Source organism: Pseudomonas sp. MT92 (assembly GCF_058792515.1).
In genome coordinates this window covers 373103-395195 of sequence record NZ_JBXAFA010000005.1, presented here as the reverse complement: position 1 = coordinate 395195, position 22093 = coordinate 373103, and the positions used below count along the sequence as shown (strand labels likewise).

Below are 22093 nucleotides of genomic sequence, written 5' to 3'. Positions count from 1 at the left end.
TATGGATACTCTTGGCTATTTGGGTCAGGGTTTCGGCGTTGCGCTGAGCCCGTACAACCTGGTGACCGCCCTCTGCGGCACCCTGATCGGCACGGTCGTGGGCCTGTTGCCAGGCCTGGGGCCGATCAACGGCGTGGCACTGCTGATCCCGATCGCATTCGCCCTCGGCCTGCCACCGGAGTCGGCACTGATCCTGTTGGCGGCGGTGTACCTGGGCTGCGAATACGGCGGCCGGATCAGCTCGATCCTGCTGAACATCCCTGGTGAAGCCTCCACCGTGATGACCACCCTCGACGGCTATCCGATGGCCCGAAAAGGCCTGGCCGGCGTGGCCTTGTCGTTGTCGGCGTGGAGTTCGTTCATCGGTGCCTTCATCGCTACTTGCGGCATGGTGCTGTTCGCCCCGCTGCTGGCGAAATGGGCGATTGCCTTCGGACCGGCGGAATATTTCGTACTGATGGTGTTCGCGATTGTCTGTCTCGGTGGCATGGCCGGTGATCGTCCGCTCAAGACCTTCATAGCAGCACTGATCGGCCTGTTCCTGTCGACCGTCGGCATCGACGCCAATAGCGGCGTTTACCGTTTCACCGGCGATAACATCCACCTGACCGACGGCATTCAATTCGTGGTGCTGGTGCTGGGCCTGTTCTCCATCAGCGAAATCCTCCTGCTGCTGGAAAAGACCCATCACGGTCAGGAAGCGGTGAAAGCCACCGGACGGATGATGTTCAACTTCAAGGAAGCGGCATCGGTGTTCGTGGTGAACATTCGTTGCGGCGTACTCGGCTTCATCATGGGCGTGTTGCCAGGTGCCGGTGCGACCCTGGCCAGTGCCGTAGCCTACATGACCGAGAAACGCATCGCGGGCGCCAAGGGTACGTTCGGCCAAGGCGATATGCGCGGCCTGGCCGCACCGGAAACCGCCATTGGCGGCGCAGCCTGTGGCGCACTGGTGCCGATGTTGACCCTCGGTGTGCCCGGCTCGGGCACCACGGCGGTGATGATCGGCGCACTCTCGCTGTACAACATCACGCCTGGGCCGCTGTTGTTCCAACAGCAACCCGACATCGTCTGGGGCCTGATTGCCTCGTTGTTCATCGCCAACATCATGCTGGTCATCCTCAACATCCCGATGATCCGTATTTTCACGCGCATCCTCGCCGTGCCGAACTGGGCACTGGTGCCGGTGATCGCCATCATTACCGGGATCGGCGTCTACGCGGTGCACGCGACCACCTTCGACCTGTTCCTGATGATCGGCATTGGCATCTTCGGCTACATCCTGCGCAAGCTGGATTTCCCGTTGTCGCCCCTGCTGCTGGGCTTCATCCTCGGTGGCTTGATGGAGCAGAACCTGCGTCGTGCCCTGTCGATTTCCAACGGAGCGCTGGAAATCCTCTGGTCGAGCCCAATCACCTTCGGGTGCTGGGTCCTGACGGCGATCATGCTGTTGATGCCGATCATCCGTATCTGGCGTAAACGTTCGGCCGCGCAACGCGCTATCGCCGATGTCTGACCGATTACCCCTCAAACACTGGTGGGGTACACCGCTGGTCGGCCTGCTCGGCGGTTACCTCGCCAGCCAGGTCGGCTGGCCGCTGCCATGGATGGTCGGCTCGTTGCTGGCGATCATCCTGGTGCGCTGCCTGACCCCTTGGCAATTGGCGGAAATCCCTGGTGGCCGCAAGTGCGGCCAGTGGGTCGTCGGTATCGGCATCGGCCTGCACTTCACCCCGGTGGTGATGGAGCAGGTGCTCAGTCATTTCGGGCTGATCTTCTTTGGCGCATTGGTCACCAGCCTGTCCGCGGTGGTCGGGGTCTGGTTGATGCGGCGCACCGGTGAGGATCGCGCCACCGCATTCTTTTCCAGCATGCCCGGCGGCTCCGGGGAGATGGTCAACCTCGGCACACGCAATGGCGCGGTGCTCAGCCGCGTTGCCGCCGGGCAAAGTCTGCGGGTACTGGTGGTCGTGCTTTGTGTGCCGGCCGCATTCAAGTATTTATTGGGCGACGGTGCACCAGTCTCCCATGCCACCGCCGTGGACTGGCGCTGGCTGGCCCTGCTGTTCCCGGCCGGCGCGTTGGCGGCGTGGATCTGGGAGCGTTTGCGTCAACCCAACCCTTGGCTGTTCGGCCCGTTGCTGGTGAGCGCGGCAGTGAGCATTGGTTGGGATTTGCACATCGGCTTGCCTCAGGGTGGCAGTCAGATCGGTCAGTGGCTGATCGGCAGCGGCCTGGGTTGTCACTTCAATCGGGAGTTTTTCCGACGCGCGCCATCGTTCATGGGCCGCACCCTCATCGGCACGGTGCTGACCATGCTGATCGCCACGGCGGCGGCATTGGGCTTGAGCGCGCTGACCCGTCTGGATCTGCGTTCACTGACCCTGGGCATGATGCCCGGCGGGATTGCCGAGATGAGCCTGACGGCGGAAACCCTGCAACTGTCGGTGCCGCTGGTGACCGCGATGCAGGTGATGCGACTGCTGTTTGTGCTGTTTCTGGCGGAGCCGTTGTTCAAGTATTGGAACCGGAATCCCGAGTGAAAACTCGCCACAAAAGCCCTCAGCCGTTCTAAACCGGCGGCAAACGCCACTCGATCGGCGTCTCGCCATTCTGCTCCAGGAATTTGTTGGTCCGACTGAAGTGCCCGCACCCGAGGAAGCCACGATAAGCCGACAACGGTGACGGGTGTACCGACGTCAGGACCAAATGCTTGGTCGCATCGATCAGCTTCTGCTTGCTCTGGGCATGGGCGCCCCACAGCATGAACACCAGGTGCGGTTGCTGCTGGCTGACGACTTCTATGATCCGATCGGTGAAAAACTGCCAGCCCTTGTCCTTGTGCGCATTGGCATTGGCGCGCTCGACCGTCATGGTGGTGTTGAGCATCAACACGCCCTGATCGGCCCAGCTCTGCAGATAGCCGTGGTTGGGGATGTCGATGTTCAGGTCACGCTTCAACTCTTTATAGATGTTCACCAGCGATGGCGGCGCCGGGACACCCGGTTGCACCGAAAAGCACAAACCGTGCGCCTGGCCCGGACCGTGGTACGGGTCCTGGCCGAGGATGACGACCTTGACCTTGTCCAGCGGCGTCGAGTTGAGCGCGTTGAAAATCATCGGGCCCGGTGGATAGATTTCCTTGCCGGCCGCCCGCTCCTCTTGCAGGAATTTTCGCAACTGCGCCATGTAGGGCTGGTCGAATTCGGCACGCAGCGCCTCCTTCCAGCTCGGTTCGAGTTTGATACGGTCGTCGGCAGTCATGGTCATATCCGGTAAAAACAATGGGGCGAACCCTAAGAAGGCCCACCACGCTTGTCAATTGATCTGACGCAGATCCGGCACTTTCCCACACAACGATCATACTTAACCCTCAAATTCCCGATCGAGGTCACGATGAATCTGCACTTCGAAGAACTCACCGGCACCGACGGCGCCCGTATCGGTATCGCCAGCCTGGATGCCGAAAAGTCGCTGAACGCCCTGTCCTTGCCGATGATCAAGGCCTTGCGCGTTCAACTGGACGCCTGGGCCAACGAGCCGCAAATCGTCTGCGTCTTGTTGCGCGGTAACGGCGCCAAGGCTTTTTGCGCCGGCGGCGAAGTGCGCAGCCTGGTCGAGGCCTGTCGCGCCCATCCCGGCGAAGTGCCACCCTTGGCCGCGCAGTTCTTTGCCGCGGAGTATCGCCTGGACTTCAGCCTGCACACCTACCCCAAACCTTTGATCTGCTGGGGCCATGGCTATGTGCTTGGCGGCGGCATGGGCCTGCTGCAAGGGGCGAGCATTCGCATTGTCACGCCAAGCAGTCGCCTGGCGATGCCGGAGATCAGTATTGGCCTGTACCCGGATGTCGGAGCCAGTTGGTTCCTGTCACGCCTGCCCGGCAAGCTCGGCTTGTTCCTTGGCCTGACCGGCGCCCACATGAACGCGCGTGATGCGATCGATCTGGACCTGGCCGACCGTTTCCTGCTCGATGAACAGCAAGAGGCACTGATCGAAGGCTTGTTGCAATTGAACTGGCAGGAACAGACGCCGAGGCAGCTCAACAGTCTGTTCAAGGCCTTGCAGCAGGAGGCCGTCGCGCACCTGCCCGAAGCCCAATGGTTGCCGCGACGCGAGCGCATCGATGAATTGCTGGATGTCAGTGATGTGGGTTGCGCCTGGAAGGCCATCAGCGCGCTGCGCGATCACCCGGACCTGATGCTCAGCCGCGCTGCGCGAACCCTGAGCGAAGGTTCGCCGCTGACCGCGCGGCTGGTGTGGGAACAGATCATCCGCGCGCGGCATATGTCGCTGGCTCAGGTCTTCCAGATGGAATACACCCTGAGCCTCAACTGCTGTCGTCATCCGGAGTTCAGCGAAGGCGTGCGTGCACGGTTGATCGACAAGGATCAAAAGCCTCACTGGCACTGGCCCGATATCAACAACGTGCCGGACGCCGTGGTGGAGGCGCATTTCCATAAAGTTTGGGAGGGGCGCCATCCACTGGCGGATCTATCGGAGTATTAAATAAAACTGTAGGAGCGAGCCTGCTCGCGATGCTGGGTCAGTTACCGCTGTGGTGACTGATCCTCCATCGCGAGCAGGCTCGCTCCTACAGGGAATTTCGTTCAGGTCGGATTAACGGTGGTCACCCCGGCCGTCGTGATTGCCCCGACCGTTATGGTCGCCTCGGTCATCGTGATTGTGGTTGCGGCCGCCTCCACGGTGGTCATTGTCCCAATCGCCGCGGTTACGGCCGTCCCAGCCGCGATTCTGATACGCCCGGTAGTCGGCCCGTGACGGCTGGTAGTAACGCGGAGCCGGTTGATAGATCCGCGGTTGCGAGTAATAGCGCGGGGTTGGCTGATAGTACCGCGCAGGCGGCGCGTAATACCGTGCCGGGGGCGAATAGTAACCGCCGCCATTGGAATAGTAGGAACTGCCGCCGGCGTAATAGGCCGGCGCTGGCGAGGTGTAGACCTCGGAACTGTAATAACCGTCTCCTCCATCGGGATAAGCCACGCATCCACCCACGGACAATCCCAACACAGCAATCAGTAGAATTCGGCGCAGCTTTTTTTGATAGAGCATGGCGGCCTCCTGGACCGCGGGTGAGCCACACCAGCGACGCTGGCAGGCGACAGTCGATGATTCGGTGACTGTCGAAACATCTGACATCAAATTCCGGATCTGGTGCGATTCAGTAACAACTTGAAACATCTCGTCGGTGAAAGTTTTTTCATCCATTCAACCGCTGATTAATGGTGACCACCGTGGTATCCACCGCGGTAATAACGCGCCCCATGCCCGCCCCAATAGTAATAGCGATAGCCCCCATAGAAACGTGGGCCACCGTAGTAGTAACCGGGGCCGTAATAGTAGGAATAAGGCGCGTAGCCAGGATAGTAATAAGGCGCGGGATACACATCGTAGGGGCCGGCGTAGTAATAACAGCTGCAAAGCCCCAGACCGAGCACAACGACCAGCAACATACGACGAAACATGGCGGCCTCCTGAAAGACCCGCCGTCGGGACAAACCGACTGACACCTGTTTTGACTCGCAATCCGCGTCCGAGTGCAGTGCCCTGCCGGCCTTCGGATCAGTGGCCGGCACGTCCCATTGCGGTGCGCGCATGCACCATCACAAGGCAGCCCTTCCCCCTGCCGGCCTACGCACCTGAGGCCTGAGCCGCATTCCAGAGCGCTTCAAGCGACTTGGCACGGCTCTCGCTTTAACAACAGCGTGCAGGAGTCACTACAGGTTCGCGGCACCACAATTTGCAATGGCTGACTAGGGTTCCGGCTCGCAATCGCGAGTGACTGGTCCGAGAGTTGGCGACCTCCAGTTGAGGTTACACGGCGGGACAAAAGCCCGGGAGACAAGCCACCGTTCGCGGTGCCGCTGCCTTCCTGTCCGTCCTTGACCAACTGGAGAACCACCATGTCCCAGCTTCGTTTACCCGCCTTGCTCGCCGCTGCCTTCGCCGCCCTCGTGAGCCTCTCTTCCCAAGCCGCGCAGAAAGACCACTTCAGCGTCTGCTGGACCATCTACGCCGGCTGGATGCCCTGGGAATACGCTGGCAGCCAAGGCATCGTCGACAAATGGGCGAAGAAGTACGGCATCAAGATCGATGTGGTGCAGCTCAATGACTATGTCGAGTCGATCAACCAGTACACCGCCGGCCAGTTCGATGGTTGCACCATGACCAACATGGATGCGCTGACCATCCCCGCCGCCGGTGGCGTCGACAGCACCGCGCTGATCGTCAGCGACTTCTCCAACGGCAATGACGGCATCGTGCTCAAGGGCGAGGGCAAGAAAGTCGCCGACCTCAAGGGCATGGACGTCAACCTCGTCGAATTGTCGGTGTCCCATTACCTGCTGGCCCGTGCCCTGGATTCGGTGGACCTCACCGAGAAAGACCTGAAAGTGGTCAACACCTCCGACGCCGATATCTCGGCGGCCTTCAACACCGCTCAGGTCAACGCCGTGACCACCTGGAACCCGATGCTCTCGGACATCAAGGCCAAGCCTGCGGTGACCGAAGTGTTCAACTCCAGCCAGATCCCCGGCGAAATCATGGACATGATGGTGGTCAACTCCCAGACCCTCAAAGACAACCCGGCCCTGGGCAAAGCCCTGACCGGCGCCTGGTTCGAAGTCGTCGAACTGATGAACGCGAAAAACGCCGCGAGCAAAAGCGCGCTGGAACACATGGCCAAAGCCTCGGGCACTGACCTGGCCGGTTTCCAGGCTCAGCTGGACACCACCAAGTTGTTCGCCACGCCTCAAGAGGCCCTGGCGTTCAGCACCAGCAAGCAATTGCCGGAAACCATGCGCAGGGTCGCCGAGTTCTCCTTCCAGCATGGCTTGCTGGGTGAAGGCGCCAAGGACACCAGCGCGGTCGGCATGGCCTTCGCCAACGGCGTGACCAGCGGCGACAAGGGCAACCTCAAGCTGCGCTTCGATCCGAGTTACGTGCAGATGGCCGCCGACGCCAAGCTGTAAGAAGAGGACTTGGCCATGCGCCTGATCAATCGCCACCCGGATCGCCCGAGTCGCCTGTTGTTGGTGATCCTGCCGTTCGCCCTGGTGCTGTTCGCCTATTTCATGGGCTCGGCCGAGCGGCTGACGGACAACCCCAACGACAAGTTGCTGCCCAGCGCCGTGCAGATGACCGATGCGGTCAAACGCCTGGCCTTCGTCGCCGACAGCCGCACCGGCGAGTTCGTACTGTGGCAGGACACCGCCTCCAGCCTGCGTCGCCTGGGCATCGGCCTGGGCATCAGCGCGCTGGCCGGACTGTGCCTGGGCATGGCTGCTGGGACCCTGCCGCTGTTCGGCGCACCGCTGTCGCCACTGCTGACGGTGCTATCGATGGTGCCGCCGCTGGCGATCCTGCCGATCCTGTTCATCGTCTTCGGCCTGGGAGAATTGTCCAAGGTGATGCTGATCGTGATCGGCATCACCCCTGCCCTGGCCCGAGACCTGGAACAACGCGCCCGGGACATTCCCGTGGAGTTGCTGATCAAGGCCCAGACCCTCGGCGCCTCGACCTGGACCCTGATGCTGCGAGTGGTGCTGCCGCAATTGCTACCGCGCCTGTTGATCTCGCTGCGCCTGATGCTCGGTTCGGCATGGCTGTTCCTGATTGCCGCCGAAGCCATCGCCTCCACCGACGGCCTCGGCTACCGGATCTTCCTGGTGCGCCGCTACCTGGCCATGGACGTGATTCTGCCCTATGTGGTGTGGATCACCCTGCTCGCCTGGCTGATGGATTGGGGGCTCAAATACCTGACCCGTCGCGCGTTTCCCTGGTATGAGGGGGCGGCCAAATGAGCTTCATCACGGTGAAAAACGTCTGGCAGCAATACGCCGACCAGGTGGTGCTCGAAGGCCTGAACCTGAACATCAATGAGGGTGAGTTCTGCACCCTGGTCGGCGCGTCCGGTTGCGGCAAATCAACCTTCCTGCGCCTGTTGCTGGGCCAGGAGCGCGCCAGTCGCGGCGAGATCCTGCTCGACGGCCAGCCGCTGGCCGGTGAACCGGACGCCAGCCGAGGCGTGGTGTTCCAGCGCTATTCGGTGTTCCCGCACCTGAGCGTACTGGACAACGTCGCCCTCGGCCTCGAACTGCCGCGCTCGCCGCTGTTTGGGCGTTTGTTCGGCAGCGCCAAAAAAGAGGCCCGCGAACAGGCTTCGGTGCTGCTGCACAAAGTCGGCCTCGGGCACTCGCTGGACAAGTACCCGGCGCAGCTTTCCGGTGGCATGCAGCAACGCTTGGCCATCGCTCAGGCGTTGGTCATGAAGCCGCGTGTGTTGCTGCTCGATGAGCCCTTCGGCGCCCTCGATCCGGGCATCCGCAAAGACATGCACGCCTTGTTGCTGGAGCTGTGGCGCGAAACCCGACTGACAGTATTCATGGTCACCCATGACCTGTCCGAAGGCTTCAGCCTCGGCACGCGCCTGCTGGTGTTCGACAAGGTCCGCGTCGACCCGCACGCCCCCGGCGCCTATGGCGCGCGCATCACCTACGACATCCCTTTGAACAGCGACCGCCGCGCCCAACGTGCCGCCGTCGACGCCCTGCCGATGCCACTGGCAGGCACGCTTCGTCTCGCTTAGAGGAATTTTGAAAATGACTGATTCGACTCAACTGTTCCCGCCCTTCGCCGAAGAAATGCTCCCCGGCGGCGGCCATCGCTCCTTCGTATTGAAACGCGGCCAACTGCTGCGCCTGACCGACCTGCGCGGCGGTGCCAACGTCAGCCTGACACTGCTCAACGCCAATGAAAAAACCGAACGCCTGAACCTGCCCGACAGCCTCAAATGCCAGCACACCGCCAAGCTCACCGCCGGCCATTGCCTGTACTCGGACATGGGCCGCGTACTGGCCGCCATCACCGCCGACACCTGCGGCTGGAGCGACAGTCTCGGCGGCGTACTGTGCGCTGAAGAAGTCGCGCAAAAATATGGCGCCGGCCGCTATCAGGAACTGCGCAACGGCTTCTTCCGCAATGGCACCGACAACCTGTTGGTGGAACTGGGCAAGTGGGGGCTGGGCCTGTCGGACTTGCTGATGACCCTCAACCTGTTCAGCCGGGTGAACGTCGACGATGCCGGGCGTTTCCACTTCGTCGAAGGCAACTCCAAGGCTGGCGATTACATCGAGCTGTACGCGCCGATGGACACCCTGGTGGTGCTCACCGCCCTGCAACACCCGATGGACCCGTCGCCGGACTATGCGCCCAAACCGCTGAAGCTCAGCTGGATGAACGCCGACGCCAGCGTCGCCGAACACTGCCGCACCTCGCGCCCGGAAAACGAGCGCGGCTTCATCAACACCGACCGTCTGTTCGCCTGAGGATCGCTGCCATGTCACTCGCTATCGCCACCGCCGCTACCACCAACCGGCAGCCAGAAACCGCGATCTACCGCGCCACCATCCCCGCCGGCGAACCCTGGCTGATGGAGGTCAAGGCTGGCCAGACCCTGCGCATCCTTGACCTGGAAGGCAACCAGGCCGTCGACACCCTGTTCTACAGCGTCGCCAACCCGAAAGAACGCTACGACGTGCAACGCACCCTGCGTCGGCAGAACAGCGTCTACCTGAGCACCGGCAGCGTGCTGTATTCCAACCTCGGCAAGCCGATGCTGACCCTCGTCGCCGACACCTGCGGCCGTCACGACACCCTCGGCGGCGCCTGCGCCCAAGAGAGCAACACCGTGCGTTACGCCCTGGAAAAACGCTACATGCACAGCTGCCGCGACAATTACCTGCGCGCCTGCGTGCATGACGGGCGCCTGGGCAAGGGCGACATCGGGCCGAACATCAACTTCTTCATGAACGTGCCGGTCACCGCTGACGGCGGCCTGACCTTCGAAGACGGAATTTCCGCGCCCGGCAAATACGTCGACCTGCGCGCCGAGATGGACGTGATCGTGCTGATCTCCAACTGCCCGCAACTGAACAACCCGTGCAACGCCTACAACCCGACACCTGCGGAGCTGCTGGTATGGAACTGAAACTCAGCCCTTTGCGCCGCTGGTTGTTTGCCCTGTGCCAGGCCCGTTCGGGGCAGTGCGCCAAACCTAAAGAACACCTCCAGCCACTGTAGGAGCGAGCCTGCTCGCGAAAAACCAGAGGCCACCGCTGGGCATCTGGAGCTACGCGTCATCGTTCACGTCCATCGCGAGCAGGCTCGCTCCTATAGGGGTCAGCGTTGAAGAAAAAAGATTTTTCCGTCGGGGACGACCCCGGCGCTCATCGAAAAACTGCGGGACGGCCCGCATCCCCTTCAGGGGTTATGCCATGTTCGAAAAAGTCCTGATTGCCAACCGTGGCGCCATTGCCTGCCGCATCCTGCGTACCTTGCGCGACCTGCAAGTCCAGGGCGTTGCCGTTTACTCCGAAGCCGATGCCGCCAGCCTGCACATCCTGCACGCCGATGAAGCCCACAGCCTCGGTGACGGCGCTGCGGCCGGCACTTATCTGGCGGTCGACAAAATCCTCGCCATCGCCAAGGCCACTGGCGCCACGGCGATTCATCCCGGCTACGGTTTTCTGTCGGAAAACGCCGCGTTCGCCGAAGCCTGCGAAAGCGCCGGCATTGCGTTTATCGGCCCGACGCCAGAGCAGCTGCGCGTGTTCGGCCTCAAACACACCGCCCGCGCTCTGGCCAAGCAGCACGGCGTGCCGATGCTCGAAGGCACCGAGTTGCTCGACAGCCTCGATGCGGCACTGATCGCCGCCGAGCAGGTCGGCTACCCGGTCATGCTCAAAAGCACCGCCGGCGGTGGCGGTATCGGCATGCGCGTGTGCCGCAGCGCGGCCGAGTTGAGCGAATCCTTCGAGGCCGTGAAGCGCCTTGGCCAGAACAACTTCAGCGACGCTGGCGTGTTCATCGAGAAGTACATTCAGCGCGCCCGGCACCTGGAAGTGCAGGTGTTCGGCGATGGCCATGGCGAGGTCATCGCCCTCGGTGTGCGCGATTGCTCGGTGCAACGGCGCAACCAGAAAGTCCTCGAAGAAACCCCGGCGCCGAACCTGCCCGACGGCATGGCCGATGAGCTCTGCGCAGCGGCGATCAAACTGGCCAAAGCGGTGAATTACCGCAGCGCCGGCACCGTCGAGTTTGTGTTCGACAGTGATGCCCAGCGCTTCTATTTCCTGGAAGTGAACACCCGCCTGCAGGTGGAGCACGGTGTTACCGAACAAGTGTGGGGTGTGGATCTGGTGCGCTGGATGGTGCAACTGGCGGCCGGCGACTTGCCGCCACTGCACGCCTTGCGTCAGGGATTAAGGCCGGAAGGTCATGCGATTCAGGCGCGCTTGTATGCGGAAGATCCGGGCCGGGATTTTCAACCCAGTCCAGGCTTGCTGACGGCTGTGAATTTTCCCGCCGCCAACGGTGTACAACTGCGCATCGACACCTGGGTGGAGGCCGGTTGCGAGATCCCGCCGTACTTCGACCCGATGATCGCCAAGGTCATCAGCTGGGCACCGACACGCGAACAGGCCCGCGCCGATCTGCATCAGGCCTTGGGCGACAGCCTGCTCTACGGTGTGGAAACCAACCGCGATTACCTACGGCAGATTCTGCTCGATGCGCCCTTCGCCAGCGGCCAGCCGTGGACCCGCTGCCTGGAAGGCTTGGTGTATCAGGCCAACACCTTCGAAGTGCTGAGTGCCGGCACCCAGACCAGCGTTCAGGACTATCCGGGGCGCCTCGGCTATTGGGCGGTGGGCGTGCCGCCGTCGGGGCCGATGGACAGTCGCGCGCTGCGCCTGGGCAACCGTCTGCTCGGTAACGATGAGGGTGCGGCAGCGCTGGAAATCACCATGAGCGGGCCATTGTTGCGCTTCAATTGCGACGCGGTGGTGGCAGTGACCGGGGCAGTGATTCCCCTGACGCTGAACGGTGAATCGGTGCCGATGAACACCGCGTTGCTGATTTCGGCCGGAGCCACCTTGAGCCTGGGCACCATCGCCGGAGCCGGCGCGCGCAGCTACCTGTGCCTGCGTGGCGGCTTGCAGGTTCCGGATTACCTGGGCAGCAAAAGCACCTTCACCCTCGGCCAGTTTGGTGGTCATGGCGGTCGTGCCTTGCGGGCGGGTGATGTGTTGCATGTGCCAGCGTTGAATGACCGCCGCGTCGGTGCGCAACTGCCTGAAACTCAAATCTGCGAGCTGCCTGCCGTGCGGCAGATCCGGGTGATCTACGGCCCCCATGGTGCCCCGGAATACTTCACCGAAAACTACATCAGCACCTTCTTCGCCACCCAGTGGGAAGTGCATTTCAACTCCAGCCGAACCGGCGTGCGCCTGATCGGGCCCAAACCCGAGTGGGTGCGTGCCGACGGCGGTGAAGCCGGTCTGCATCCCTCCAACATCCATGACAATCCGTATGCCATCGGCGCCGTGGATTTCACTGGCGACATGCCGGTGATCCTCGGTCCGGACGGCCCGAGCCTGGGCGGGTTTGTCTGCCCGGTGACGGTGATCGAGGCGGATCTCTGGCAGTTGGGGCAGCTCAAGGCCGGGGACAAGGTGCAGTTTGTGCCGGTCGATATCAAAACCGCCCGCCACCTCGTGTTGAAATGGGATCAATGTGGGAGCGGGCTTGCCCGCGAAAGCGGTGTATCAGATACGTCAATGTTGCCTGACTGGGACCCATCGCTGGCAAGCCAGCTCCCACAGGCGGTTGTGTCGCCTGTGGTGTTGGATATCGGGCAGGACGATACGCGGTTGGTGGCGCGCCTGTCCGGTGATACTCACCTGCTGCTGGAAATCGGCGCGCCGGAACTGGACCTGGTCCTGCGTTTCCGCGCCCACGCCCTCATGCAGGCGCTGGAAAGCAAACAGCTGCACGGCGTGATCGACCTGACACCGGGCATCCGCTCGCTGCAAGTGCACTACCAGCCCGAGCAACTGCCGCTGGCCGATCTGCTGGGCATCGTCGCCGGCGAATGGGACGCCGTGTGCGCGGCCAAAGACCTGCAAGTGCCGTCGCGCATCGTCCATCTGCCCCTGTCCTGGGACGACCCGGCGTGCCAGTTGGCGATCGAGAAATACATGACCACCGTGCGCAAGGACGCGCCCTGGTGCCCGAGCAATCTGGAGTTCATCCGGCGCATCAACGACCTGCCGAACCTCGATGAAGTGCAGCGCACGGTGTTCGACGCCAGTTATCTGGTGATGGGCCTGGGCGATGTGTACCTCGGCGCACCGGTCGCCACCCCGCTCGATCCGCGCCATCGCCTGGTGACCACCAAGTACAACCCGGCCCGTACCTGGACCGCCGAAAACTCGGTGGGCATCGGTGGCGCCTACATGTGCGTGTATGGCATGGAAGGCCCCGGCGGATATCAGTTCGTCGGACGCACGCTGCAGATGTGGAATCGCTACCGCGAAGTCGCCGCGTTCGACGGCAAACCTTGGTTGCTGCGGTTCTTCGACCAGATCCGTTTCTACCCGGTGAGCGCCGATGAACTGCTGCGCATCCGTCGGGATTTTCCCCTCGGGCGTTTCGACCTGAACATCGAACACAGTCAGTTGAACCTCGCCGACTACCAGGCGTTTCTGGCCCGGGAAGCCGAAACCATCGCGGCGTTTCGCAGCCAACAACAGGGCGCTTTCAATGCCGAACGCGAACGCTGGATCGCCAGCGGCCAGGCGCATTTCGACAGCGAAGAGCTGGTCGCGCAAACCACCGAAGACGCACCGCTGGCCAGCGGTCACCAGAGCGTCGACAGCCACATCGCCGGCAACCTCTGGCAGGTCCAGGTGGACACCGGCACGCGGGTCGAGGCCGGTGATGTGCTGGTGATTCTGGAGTCGATGAAGATGGAAATCCCGCTGCTCGCGCCGATGGCCGGCGTGGTGCGGGAGATTCGCGTGCAGCCGGGTTCGGCGGTGCGTGCCGGACAACGCGTCGTGGTGCTGGAACTCGACTGAACCCATTTGAAAAGGACGAACGTCATGAACATCGATCTGCAACTCGACGCCCTGCGCAACGCTTACCGCGACGGCAGCACCACGCCCCGGCAACTGCTGCTGAGCCTGCGAGACAAAGCTGCAGCGCTGAACCCGGACTATCACCTGTTCATCCACTTGCTCAGTGTCGAAGAACTGGAACCCTACCTCGCCGCCCTCGACGGTCGCGATATCGACAGCCTGCCACTGTACGGCGTGCCGTTCGCGATCAAGGACAACATCGATCTGGCGGGCATTGCGACCACGGCGGCCTGCCCGGCTTTCGCTTATGTGCCGCAGCGCTCGGCGACCATCGTCGAGCAACTGCTGGCGCTGGGCGCGGTGCCACTGGGCAAGACCAACCTTGACCAGTTCGCCACCGGCCTCAACGGCAGCCGCTCGCCTTATGGCGCATGCCCGAACAGCGTGTTGCCGGAGTATCCGTCGGGTGGCTCCAGTGCCGGATCGTCGCTGGCCGTGGCGCTCGGTGTGGCGAGCTTTGCCTTGGGCACCGACACGGCGGGATCGGGGCGCGTGCCAGCGGCACTGAACAATCTGGTGGGGCTCAAAGCGACCAAGGGGCTGATCTCTCCCGCCGGCGTGGTACCCGCCTGCCGCACCCTCGATTGCGTGACCACTTTTACCGCCACCGCGCGGGAAGCCAGCCAACTGCTGGCGCTCACTGCGCACCTCGACCCACGGGACGAGTACAGCCGCAGTAACCCGTTGTGGAATGACGGCTCGGCCTTCGGCGCGCTGCGTCCATTGCGTTTCGGTGTCCCACGATCCCAGGACCTGGAATTCTTCGGCTGCACTGAAGGGCCGCTGTTGTTCGCCGACGCCGTCGAGCACCTCAAGGCCCTGGGCGGTGAAGCCGTGGAACTGGATCTGTCGCCCTTCCTCGAAGCCGCGCGCCTACTGTACGAAGGCCCGTGGGTGGCCGAGCGCTACAGCGTGGCCGGCGAACTGATGGAGCACAATCCCGAGGCCGTGCTGCCAGTGATCCGCGCCGTGCTGGCCAAGGCCCCGGCGGTCAGCGGGGTGCAAACTTTCCGCGCCCAGTATCGACTGCAAGCGCTCAAAGCCCTGTGTGACAAGGCACTCGAGGGTCTTGATTGCGTGCTCACACCGACCATCGGCCGCCCCGTCACGCGGGCGGAGCTTGAAGCCGAACCGGTGCTGCGCAACTCGGAACTCGGTTACTACACCAACTTCATGAACCTGCTCGATTACGCCGCCGTCGCCGTGCCCAGCGGTTTTATGGGCAATGGCCTGCCGTGGGGCGTGACGCTGTTCGGGCGGGCGTTCACCGACCAGTACCTGTTGAGCGTGGCGGCTGGCCTGCAGCGCCAGCAAGGTTCAACCGACCCGGCACCGACGACAGTGGCCAGGAACGACCGCGCACGACTGGTGGTCTGCGGCGCGCACCTCGATGGCCTGGCACTGAACTGGCAATTGAAGCGTCGTGGGGCCCGGCTGGTCGAAACCACCCAGAGTTCGCCTGATTATCAACTGTATGCACTGGCCGGCGGCCCGCCGTTTCGTCCAGGCATGGTTCGGGTGCACGAAGGCGGCGTGGCGATTGCCGTAGAAGTGTGGGAATTGCCGAGCAGTGAATTGGGCTCGTTCCTGACCGCCATTCCGGCGCCGCTGGGCCTGGGCAAAGTGCAACTGGCGGATGGTCACTGGGAGAGCGGTTTTATCTGCGAGGCCTATGGGTTGGAGGGTGCGGTGGACATCAGTCATTTCGGCGGGTGGCGGGCCTATCTGAAAAGCCTCGTCTGACAGTGATCCTGTGGGAGCAAGCTTGCTCCCACAAGGTCCGGGGAAGATTTACGACCATTCGTGGCACACATGGAGCAGTTATTTCCCGGCAGTGCCATTAGAATGCCTGCCATCGGATTACTGCCAACGGAATGTGTCATGCCGCTTCGCTCGCCGCTGTATTCTCAACGCTCGTTGATTCTCACGCTGATCGCGTTGCTGGGCGCCGGCTTCCTGGCCACTTCGTTTCTCAGTTACCACGCGTCGCGAACGTCAATCCGCGACAGCATCGTCAATACTGAATTGCCACTGACTTCTGACACGGTCTACTCGGAAATCCAGAAAGACCTGGTCCGACCGATCCTGATTTCCTCGATGATGTCCCGCGACACCTTCATGCGCGACTGGGTGGTCAACGGCGAACGCGACCCCACGCCGATGACCCGCTACCTCAACGAGGTCATGACCCATTACGGCGCCTACACGGCGTTTTTCATCTCCGACGCCAGCCTGACCTACTACCACGCCAAGGGCGTACTGAAACAGGTCAAGAGCACCGAGCCCCGCGATGCCTGGTACTTTCGTGTGCGCGACATGAAGGATCCCTACGAGATCAACGTCGATCCCGACCTGGCCAACAAAGACAACCTGACCGTCTTCATCAACTACAAGGTCTACGACTACAACAACCGGTTCATCGGCGCGGCCGGTGTCGGCCTGACCGTCGATGCGGTGATCAAGCTGATCGACAAGTACCAGCAGCACTACCAGCGCAGCGTGTATTTCGTCGACACCTTCGGACGCGTGGTGCTGACCGGTGCAGAGGGTGGCCCACAAGGCGCCCGGGTCGGACAATCGCTGAGTGAAATAGACAGCATGAAGAACCTGGTCAGCCAGTTGCCCAAGCCCCACAGCGGCAGCTACGAGTACTCCGGCGCGGGCCAGGGGCATTTTCTCAATGTGCGGTTCATCCCGGAGCTGAACTGGTATTTGTTCGTCGACAAACTCGAAGACGGCGACCTCAGTGACATCCGTCGCTCGCTCTACCTCAATCTGCTGATCTGCCTGATCGTCACGCTGATCGTGCTCACACTGCTCAACCGGGCACTCAAACGCTATCAGGACAAGATCCAGGCCCAGGCCACCCTCGACAGCCTGACCGAATTGCCCAACCGTCGCGGCTTCGACCTGCTGGCCGCACAAGCGATGCAGGAAGCCCAGCGCGAACCCAAACCGCTGACCGCGTTGCTGCTGGACCTGGACCACTTCAAGGCGTTGAACGACACCTACGGCCACCTGGCCGGTGACCAGGTGCTGATCGGCTTCGCACGGGACCTGGAGAGCTGCCTGCGCCAATCCGACATCGTCTGCCGCTGGGGCGGCGAAGAGTTTATCGTGCTGCTCAAGGACACCGACGGTGAGTCCGGTCTGATGATCGCTGAGAAAATCCGCCAGCATGTGGCACACCAGCGCTATGCCTACAACGGCAGTAGCCTGCATGTGACGGTCAGCATCGGCCTGACCACCCTGCGGGTCGACGACACCTTGCACACCCTGCTGTCGCGGGCCGATCATGCGATGTATCGGGCCAAACAATCCGGCCGCAACCGTACGTGCTCGGAAATGCCTCAATCCGTCTATGGCTAACGACTCATGAATCAGCCAGACCTCTGCCCGGCCTGCGGTGCGCCCAATGACTGCACCCTGGCCGATCCGCGAACCGCTGACCGGGCGTGCTGGTGCTATGGCGTCAGCATCGACCCGGCGATACTCCAGGCATTGCCGCTCGAGCTGCGCAACGCGTCCTGCCTGTGCCCGCGCTGCGCCGCAGTCGAGGCGCAGTTGCAAGCAGCGCCCCGGCCAATCGAGTAAGATGCCCGGCCCCTTTTTCGCCGATCCTTAGCCATGCGCGTCGACCGCTTCCTCAGCAACCTGCCTTGCTTCAACCGTCAGCAAGTGCGCCAGTTGCTGGCGGAAAAACGCGTGAGGATTGACGGAAAAATCACCTGCGACCCGCATGCCGAAGTCCGTGAGTTCAGCCGCGTCGAGGTCGACGACCACGTGCTGCAGGCCGGCAAACCGGTTCGCCACTTCATGCTGAACAAGCCCGCCGGTTGCGTCAGCGCCACCCGTGACCCGCAGCATCCGACGGTGCTCGACCTGATCCACGAGCCGGACAAGGATGACCTGCACATCGCCGGTCGACTGGATTTCAACACCACCGGCCTGATGCTGATCACCAACGACGGCAGTTGGTCGCGGCGCCTGACCCAACCGCAGACCAAACTGCCAAAGGTCTATTACGTCGAAACCGAACAGACCATCGGCCCCGAATACGCGCTCAAATTCAGCGAAGGCCTGTACTTCGCCTTCGAAGACCTCACCACCCAACCGGCAGAGCTGGAGCTGCTGGGGCCGAAATCCGCGCGCCTGAGCATCGTCGAGGGACGCTATCACCAGGTGAAGCGGATGTTCGGACACTTCGACAACAAAGTGCTGCGCCTGCATCGCGAACGCATGGGGCCTCTGGTGCTCGATGAGGCGCTGAAACCGGGCGAATACCGCCCGCTGAGCGTTGATGAGATCGAAATGATCTAAGCCGTCTACCGCTGAGCAGAAGTTGTCGAACAATTTACCAACGGCACTTGCGCGATCGCTTCTCCCCTGCTTGAATCAGGTCGTCAGCCGAAATGTGACTGACGAGTCACAACGTACTTCTAAGAAACTTTTTGCCGGTAGAGAACCTTCAGGTTCCGCCTCCCCCGGCAAACTGCCCGCCAATAATAATACCCGTCGACCTGCTTTACCGGATCGACATGGGCCTCTCAAATTCCAGGCGTATGCCTACCTGTCACAAAGCTCGTGCAATCTCTTTTGCGCGCATACCCGCTTGCCAGGAGTCTTATGACATGAGGCCAGAAATCGCTGTGCTGGATATACAGGGTCAGTATCGGGTTTACACGGAGTTCTATCGCGCAGACGCCGCAGAGAAGACCATTATTCTGGTCAACGGCTCGATGGCCACGACTGCGTCGTTTGCACAAACCGTGAAAAACCTCCACCCGCAGTTCAATGTGGTCTGCTACGACCAGCCCTACGCGGGCAAGTCAAAAGCCCACAACCTGCATGAGAAATTGCTGACCAAGGAAGTCGAAGGGCAGATCCTCCTGGAGCTGATCGACCACTTCGCCGCCGAACACGTGCTGTCGTTTTCCTGGGGTGGCGCCGCGACACTGGTCGCACTCGCCCACCAGCCACGGCGCATCGAAAAAGCCGTGATCAGCTCGTTCTCGCCGGAGATCAACGCGCACATGCTCGACTACCTCGAGCGCGGTGTGGACTATCTCGGCAGCCGCGATGGCGACCGGGTCGGCAACCTGGTGAACAGCACCATCGGCAAACATTTGCCGACGCTGTTCAAGCGCTTCAACTACCGGCACGTCAGCAGCCTGGCCGATCACGAATACGGGCAGATGCATTTCCACATCAGCGACCTGCTGCACAGTGATCGCCAATGCTTTTTCAAGGCTGCACAGCGAATCAACGTACCGGTGCTGTTCATGAACGGCGAATGGGACGAATACACCGCCGCCGAAGGCGCCCGGTTGTTCGCCGACCACGTGCAACACGCCACCTTCACGACGCTTGAAGCCACCGGCCACTTTCTCGACATGGAGCACAAAGCCGCCTGCCGGGACAGCCGCAACGCACTGCTTGGGTTCCTGAAACCGGCACAGCACGAAAGCCGACCGCGTTACCACTACGTCCAGGACCACCATGCATTGGCAATCTGAAACAGAGTCATCGCGAGCAAGTTTCGCCCCGCAGCGTTAAACGCATTCCTGCACGTGCGAGGCTTGCCCGCGATAGACCGCCATGCGCTTCAACTGCGTTAAACCCGCCCCACGTAAAGAAAAACTTCAAATCCCCAGCCGTATCTGGTAAAAAGTCACCGCTCTGAGCGCGGGCCGTAGAATGGCATCACTCCAGCTTCCCAAGCGGATAACGAGGGTTCTTGTTGAACAACCCGCTTGAGTGCACCGTGAACGCGAGTAATGCGGGTATAGTTTAGTGGCAAAACGAAAGCTTCCCAAGCTTTAGTTGAGGGTTCGATTCCCTCTACCCGCTCCACCTCCCCCCTGTATTTCCGGGCCTTCCAGCCAACTTTCTCTCCGATTTCGAACCTTCAAGCCCACCTCGATCCACCCCTCCATCACTCCCGGTTTCCCCCCTACCCACTCAACCGAAGCCGAACCATAGCCCCAGCTCATTCTGGCGCTGGATTGTGTCCTCAGCATCCTGCTTGCGGGATATGCCGGAACCAAGCCTCGGACCGCCACGTTCTCCCGGAACGGAGTGCAGATCAAAACCACTGAACGCTGAAAGCAACTCGGGCTACCTGAAGACCCAAATTGAGTACGCGAAAGCTTCTACGAGACCGAGGGCGATTCAAGTGGGTGACCTACGGGCCTGGGCGGTACATGTATCGCGCACCCAACACAATGCAGAGCTTGCTGACGACGACGCTGCTTATTGGCGTACATCGCGGCATCTGCAGACGCAAGCAACTCCCCCAGAGGCTTCAGCTCATTTGGCGAACAACGAACAGCACCGATACTTAAGCCGATAGGATAACGACAGCGTTCACTACCATTGAATTCGTCAACCAGTGCTTGCACACGAGCAGAGAGCGCATCCGAGGACTCCCCCGCGTCGACAGCCAGGACTACAAACTCATCACCGCCGATCCTGGCGACAATGTCACTCATTCTAAATGCTGATTTGAGCACCTGCGCAGCAGCCATGATCGCCAGGTCGCCCGCCTCATGACCGTGGATATCATTAAGTTTTTTCAGACCGTCGAGATCAACAAAAAACAGCAAGCAGGATTGATCATTACGGCGAGCAGAGCGCATTAGCTGGTCAGCCAAAAGAAAAAAGCTGCGGCGATTGTGCAAACCGGTCAGTTCATCCGTCAGTGACAGTCGGCGCACATCATCTTCGACTTTTTGTCGCTGCGATATTTCGTCCGTGAGTTTGCTGTTCACCGCTTCGAGGGCACGAGTTCGTTCGAACACCCGCAACTCAAGGGATGCATTCAGCGCAGCCAGTTCCGCCTGAGCATTCCCTCTCGACTTATCGAGCTGACAAAGATGCCTCGCCGTTCTCAGGATTACCGCAACGAGCATGGCTATGCTCAGCGTCGCCATCAAGGCCAGGCTGAACCGCTTGTCGTAGTAGCCCAACCTTTCTCCGACCAGCAGAGCACCTCCGATGCCGAGAATGACCACCGGGATACTGGCGAGCAAGCTTCTGGCAACCTCGCCACCCGCTGTGTCGCTTGTCAGTAACTCGACAAATTCGGAACGCTCCGGGATAACCAGCAGTCCGGTATTGAACAGGATCAGCGCAATAGCCGTATGGATGGCCATGGAGCTATAGAGGCCCACCGAGTAAAGCGCGCTGACATCGAACAAATAGCCCACAAACGCCATCAGGCTAATAAATAGCGCGGATGAAGCGAATATTTGCGGCAGTAAGGGTCTGCCCTCAAGCAGCAGGCCAAAGCCGGAAAGCAGAAAACACAGCGCTGTCGCCGGCGCCATTCGCCCCGGAAAAAGAACAGGTTGAGTGCGCTGAAGCTCGAAAGGAAGGAGCAAATCAATAGCGAGATCAACCGACATGACATATTCAACGAGGGTCAGTCCTCCAACCAGTATCGTCAAGACAGCGCCAAGCCGTCTGATCCAGTTTCCGGCCAGGGACACTCTAAACGTAGCGCACCACAGTCCCAGACCGAGGACAGTGAAGGTGCAGGCAGTATTGACTACCATTGCAGTCCAGCCAGGAAGCACGGCCTTTAGCGAAGGCACATCAAGCAGCCAGCCAACCAGCACAACCAAGCCGATTATCATCACAGTGACGGCGGCCAGCCGAGCATAGGTTATGAACTGACGCAGCCTTTTTACTTGGCTGAGTTCCGGCTCCGCCGTCATCGTCATCCCCGTTAATGTGTAGTTGATTGCGGCCATTATGCTGGTATGCATTCAGTCCCGCCAATGTGTTGAGGCTGTTGATGTCGACGCCGAATTGACCGAGGGCTGACGCAAGACTGGCCCACCTCCAGATCGGAACAAATTCAGCCAAGTCAGTTGTCAGCAAGGAACAGACCGGGTCAGTGACATCCCGGTATGCGTGTCGGCACTGAAACTGCGCTGGCCAGGGTGATTGCAGTGTTCGGTGCGGCGAAGCCGCACTGCGTTTATCTGTTCGCGCCCCCTGCGCCACTCGTTTGAACGTGCTGGCGCATGACGAAATTGGCGTCTGGCTGACTGCTCGCAGCTTGAATCAATGCAAGTTTCACTGGCCAG

At 61.2% G+C, this 22093-nt stretch carries 18 protein-coding genes, 1 tRNA gene and 1 riboswitch; of the genes, 15 read left to right on the top strand and 4 right to left on the bottom strand.

The annotated features are described in order from the left end of the window. Window position 1 precedes the first annotated feature (1 nt). On the top strand, window positions 2–1516 hold the full coding sequence (locus AC1Q6D_RS12245; RefSeq protein WP_103405171.1) for a tripartite tricarboxylate transporter permease: 1515 nt from the start codon (window positions 2–4) through the stop codon (window positions 1514–1516). Next, entirely contained in the window at window positions 1509–2543 is a 1035-nt protein-coding gene (locus AC1Q6D_RS12240) for an AbrB family transcriptional regulator (RefSeq protein ID WP_103405170.1), read from the top strand. Before AC1Q6D_RS12245 ends, AC1Q6D_RS12240 begins: the two co-directional genes overlap by 8 nt. Window positions 2544–2571: 28 nt before the next feature. Here AC1Q6D_RS12240 and ung read toward each other — a convergent pair whose 3' ends face one another. Next, window positions 2572–3264: a uracil-DNA glycosylase gene (gene ung / locus AC1Q6D_RS12235; protein ID WP_103405169.1), complete on the bottom strand. Its 693-nt coding sequence runs from the start codon at window positions 3262–3264 to the stop codon at window positions 2572–2574. A 132-nt stretch (window positions 3265–3396) separates the two neighbouring features. Between ung and dspII the strand changes: the two genes are divergently transcribed. Continuing rightward, a complete protein-coding gene (gene dspII, locus AC1Q6D_RS12230; RefSeq protein WP_103405168.1) occupies window positions 3397–4509 on the top strand; it encodes an enoyl-CoA hydratase/isomerase DspII in 1113 nt (370 codons plus the stop codon). Between the two features lie 111 nt (window positions 4510–4620). Here dspII and AC1Q6D_RS12225 read toward each other — a convergent pair whose 3' ends face one another. Next, entirely contained in the window at window positions 4621–5073 is a 453-nt protein-coding gene (locus AC1Q6D_RS12225; protein WP_103405167.1) for a hypothetical protein, read from the bottom strand. A 167-nt stretch (window positions 5074–5240) separates the two neighbouring features. After that, a complete protein-coding gene (locus AC1Q6D_RS12220; RefSeq protein ID WP_103405166.1) occupies window positions 5241–5486 on the bottom strand; it encodes a hypothetical protein in 246 nt (81 codons plus the stop codon). Between the two features lie 277 nt (window positions 5487–5763). Beyond that, window positions 5764–5864: riboswitch (guanidine-I (ykkC/yxkD leader) on the top strand. A 60-nt stretch (window positions 5865–5924) separates the two neighbouring features. Between AC1Q6D_RS12220 and AC1Q6D_RS12215 the strand changes: the two genes are divergently transcribed. The 12 genes from AC1Q6D_RS12215 to AC1Q6D_RS12160 all read left to right on the top strand — a co-directional run bounded on the left by AC1Q6D_RS12215 (window position 5925) and on the right by AC1Q6D_RS12160 (window position 19853). Further along, a complete protein-coding gene (locus AC1Q6D_RS12215; RefSeq protein ID WP_103405165.1) occupies window positions 5925–6992 on the top strand; it encodes a putative urea ABC transporter substrate-binding protein in 1068 nt (355 codons plus the stop codon). 15 nt (window positions 6993–7007) lie between these two features. Next, window positions 7008–7823, top strand: coding sequence for an ABC transporter permease (locus AC1Q6D_RS12210; RefSeq protein ID WP_103405164.1), 816 nt, complete (start codon window positions 7008–7010; stop codon window positions 7821–7823). Continuing rightward, window positions 7820–8608, top strand: coding sequence for an ABC transporter ATP-binding protein (locus AC1Q6D_RS12205; protein WP_103405163.1), 789 nt, complete (start codon window positions 7820–7822; stop codon window positions 8606–8608). The genes AC1Q6D_RS12210 and AC1Q6D_RS12205 overlap by 4 nt, the downstream gene beginning before the upstream one ends. A 13-nt stretch (window positions 8609–8621) precedes the next feature. Further along, complete coding sequence (locus tag AC1Q6D_RS12200; RefSeq protein WP_103405162.1) at window positions 8622–9347, top strand: urea amidolyase associated protein UAAP1; 726 nt, start codon at window positions 8622–8624, stop codon at window positions 9345–9347. Between the two features lie 11 nt (window positions 9348–9358). Beyond that, window positions 9359–10009 carry an urea amidolyase associated protein UAAP2 gene (locus tag AC1Q6D_RS12195; RefSeq protein WP_047526735.1) on the top strand — a complete coding sequence of 217 codons (651 nt, stop codon included), beginning with the start codon at window positions 9359–9361 and terminating at the stop codon, window positions 10007–10009. Between the two features lie 286 nt (window positions 10010–10295). Further along, entirely contained in the window at window positions 10296–13940 is a 3645-nt protein-coding gene (gene uca, locus AC1Q6D_RS12190) for an urea carboxylase (RefSeq protein ID WP_103405161.1), read from the top strand. 24 nt (window positions 13941–13964) lie between these two features. Continuing rightward, window positions 13965–15743 (top strand): allophanate hydrolase, encoded by a 1779-nt coding sequence (gene atzF / locus AC1Q6D_RS12185; protein WP_103405160.1) that lies wholly within the window; start codon window positions 13965–13967, stop codon window positions 15741–15743. A gap of 138 nt (window positions 15744–15881) precedes the next feature. After that, a complete protein-coding gene (locus tag AC1Q6D_RS12180) occupies window positions 15882–17369 on the top strand; it encodes a sensor domain-containing diguanylate cyclase (RefSeq protein ID WP_103405159.1) in 1488 nt (495 codons plus the stop codon). A gap of 6 nt (window positions 17370–17375) precedes the next feature. Further along, window positions 17376–17594, top strand: coding sequence for a cysteine-rich CWC family protein (locus AC1Q6D_RS12175; RefSeq protein WP_047526728.1), 219 nt, complete (start codon window positions 17376–17378; stop codon window positions 17592–17594). Between the two features lie 33 nt (window positions 17595–17627). Further along, complete coding sequence (locus AC1Q6D_RS12170; RefSeq protein ID WP_103405158.1) at window positions 17628–18320, top strand: pseudouridine synthase; 693 nt, start codon at window positions 17628–17630, stop codon at window positions 18318–18320. Between the two features lie 311 nt (window positions 18321–18631). After that, window positions 18632–19516: an alpha/beta fold hydrolase gene (locus tag AC1Q6D_RS12165; protein WP_103405157.1), complete on the top strand. Its 885-nt coding sequence runs from the start codon at window positions 18632–18634 to the stop codon at window positions 19514–19516. 263 nt (window positions 19517–19779) lie between these two features. Next, window positions 19780–19853 (top strand) — tRNA-Gly (locus AC1Q6D_RS12160). A gap of 299 nt (window positions 19854–20152) precedes the next feature. On the opposite strand, the gene AC1Q6D_RS12155 is transcribed toward AC1Q6D_RS12160, so the two are convergent. Then, entirely contained in the window at window positions 20153–21769 is a 1617-nt protein-coding gene (locus AC1Q6D_RS12155; protein WP_103405156.1) for a GGDEF domain-containing protein, read from the bottom strand. Window positions 21770–22093: the final 324 nt, after the last annotated feature.

Bases quoted from the DNA above. Each gene is read 5' to 3' on its own strand.
- AC1Q6D_RS12245 (WP_103405171.1), top strand. From the start codon at position 2: ATGGATACTCTTGGCTATTTGGGTCAGGGTTTCGGCGTTGCGCTGAGC.
- AC1Q6D_RS12240 (WP_103405170.1), top strand. From the start codon at position 1,509: ATGTCTGACCGATTACCCCTCAAACACTGGTGGGGTACACCGCTGGTC.
- ung (WP_103405169.1), bottom strand. From the start codon at position 3,264: ATGACTGCCGACGACCGTATCAAACTCGAACCGAGCTGGAAGGAGGCG.
- dspII (WP_103405168.1), top strand. From the start codon at position 3,397: ATGAATCTGCACTTCGAAGAACTCACCGGCACCGACGGCGCCCGTATC.
- AC1Q6D_RS12225 (WP_103405167.1), bottom strand. From the start codon at position 5,073: ATGCTCTATCAAAAAAAGCTGCGCCGAATTCTACTGATTGCTGTGTTG.
- AC1Q6D_RS12220 (WP_103405166.1), bottom strand. From the start codon at position 5,486: ATGTTTCGTCGTATGTTGCTGGTCGTTGTGCTCGGTCTGGGGCTTTGC.
- AC1Q6D_RS12215 (WP_103405165.1), top strand. From the start codon at position 5,925: ATGTCCCAGCTTCGTTTACCCGCCTTGCTCGCCGCTGCCTTCGCCGCC.
- AC1Q6D_RS12210 (WP_103405164.1), top strand. From the start codon at position 7,008: ATGCGCCTGATCAATCGCCACCCGGATCGCCCGAGTCGCCTGTTGTTG.
- AC1Q6D_RS12205 (WP_103405163.1), top strand. From the start codon at position 7,820: ATGAGCTTCATCACGGTGAAAAACGTCTGGCAGCAATACGCCGACCAG.
- AC1Q6D_RS12200 (WP_103405162.1), top strand. From the start codon at position 8,622: ATGACTGATTCGACTCAACTGTTCCCGCCCTTCGCCGAAGAAATGCTC.
- AC1Q6D_RS12195 (WP_047526735.1), top strand. From the start codon at position 9,359: ATGTCACTCGCTATCGCCACCGCCGCTACCACCAACCGGCAGCCAGAA.
- uca (WP_103405161.1), top strand. From the start codon at position 10,296: ATGTTCGAAAAAGTCCTGATTGCCAACCGTGGCGCCATTGCCTGCCGC.
- atzF (WP_103405160.1), top strand. From the start codon at position 13,965: ATGAACATCGATCTGCAACTCGACGCCCTGCGCAACGCTTACCGCGAC.
- AC1Q6D_RS12180 (WP_103405159.1), top strand. From the start codon at position 15,882: ATGCCGCTTCGCTCGCCGCTGTATTCTCAACGCTCGTTGATTCTCACG.
- AC1Q6D_RS12175 (WP_047526728.1), top strand. From the start codon at position 17,376: ATGAATCAGCCAGACCTCTGCCCGGCCTGCGGTGCGCCCAATGACTGC.
- AC1Q6D_RS12170 (WP_103405158.1), top strand. From the start codon at position 17,628: ATGCGCGTCGACCGCTTCCTCAGCAACCTGCCTTGCTTCAACCGTCAG.
- AC1Q6D_RS12165 (WP_103405157.1), top strand. From the start codon at position 18,632: ATGAGGCCAGAAATCGCTGTGCTGGATATACAGGGTCAGTATCGGGTT.
- AC1Q6D_RS12155 (WP_103405156.1), bottom strand. From the start codon at position 21,769: ATGCATACCAGCATAATGGCCGCAATCAACTACACATTAACGGGGATG.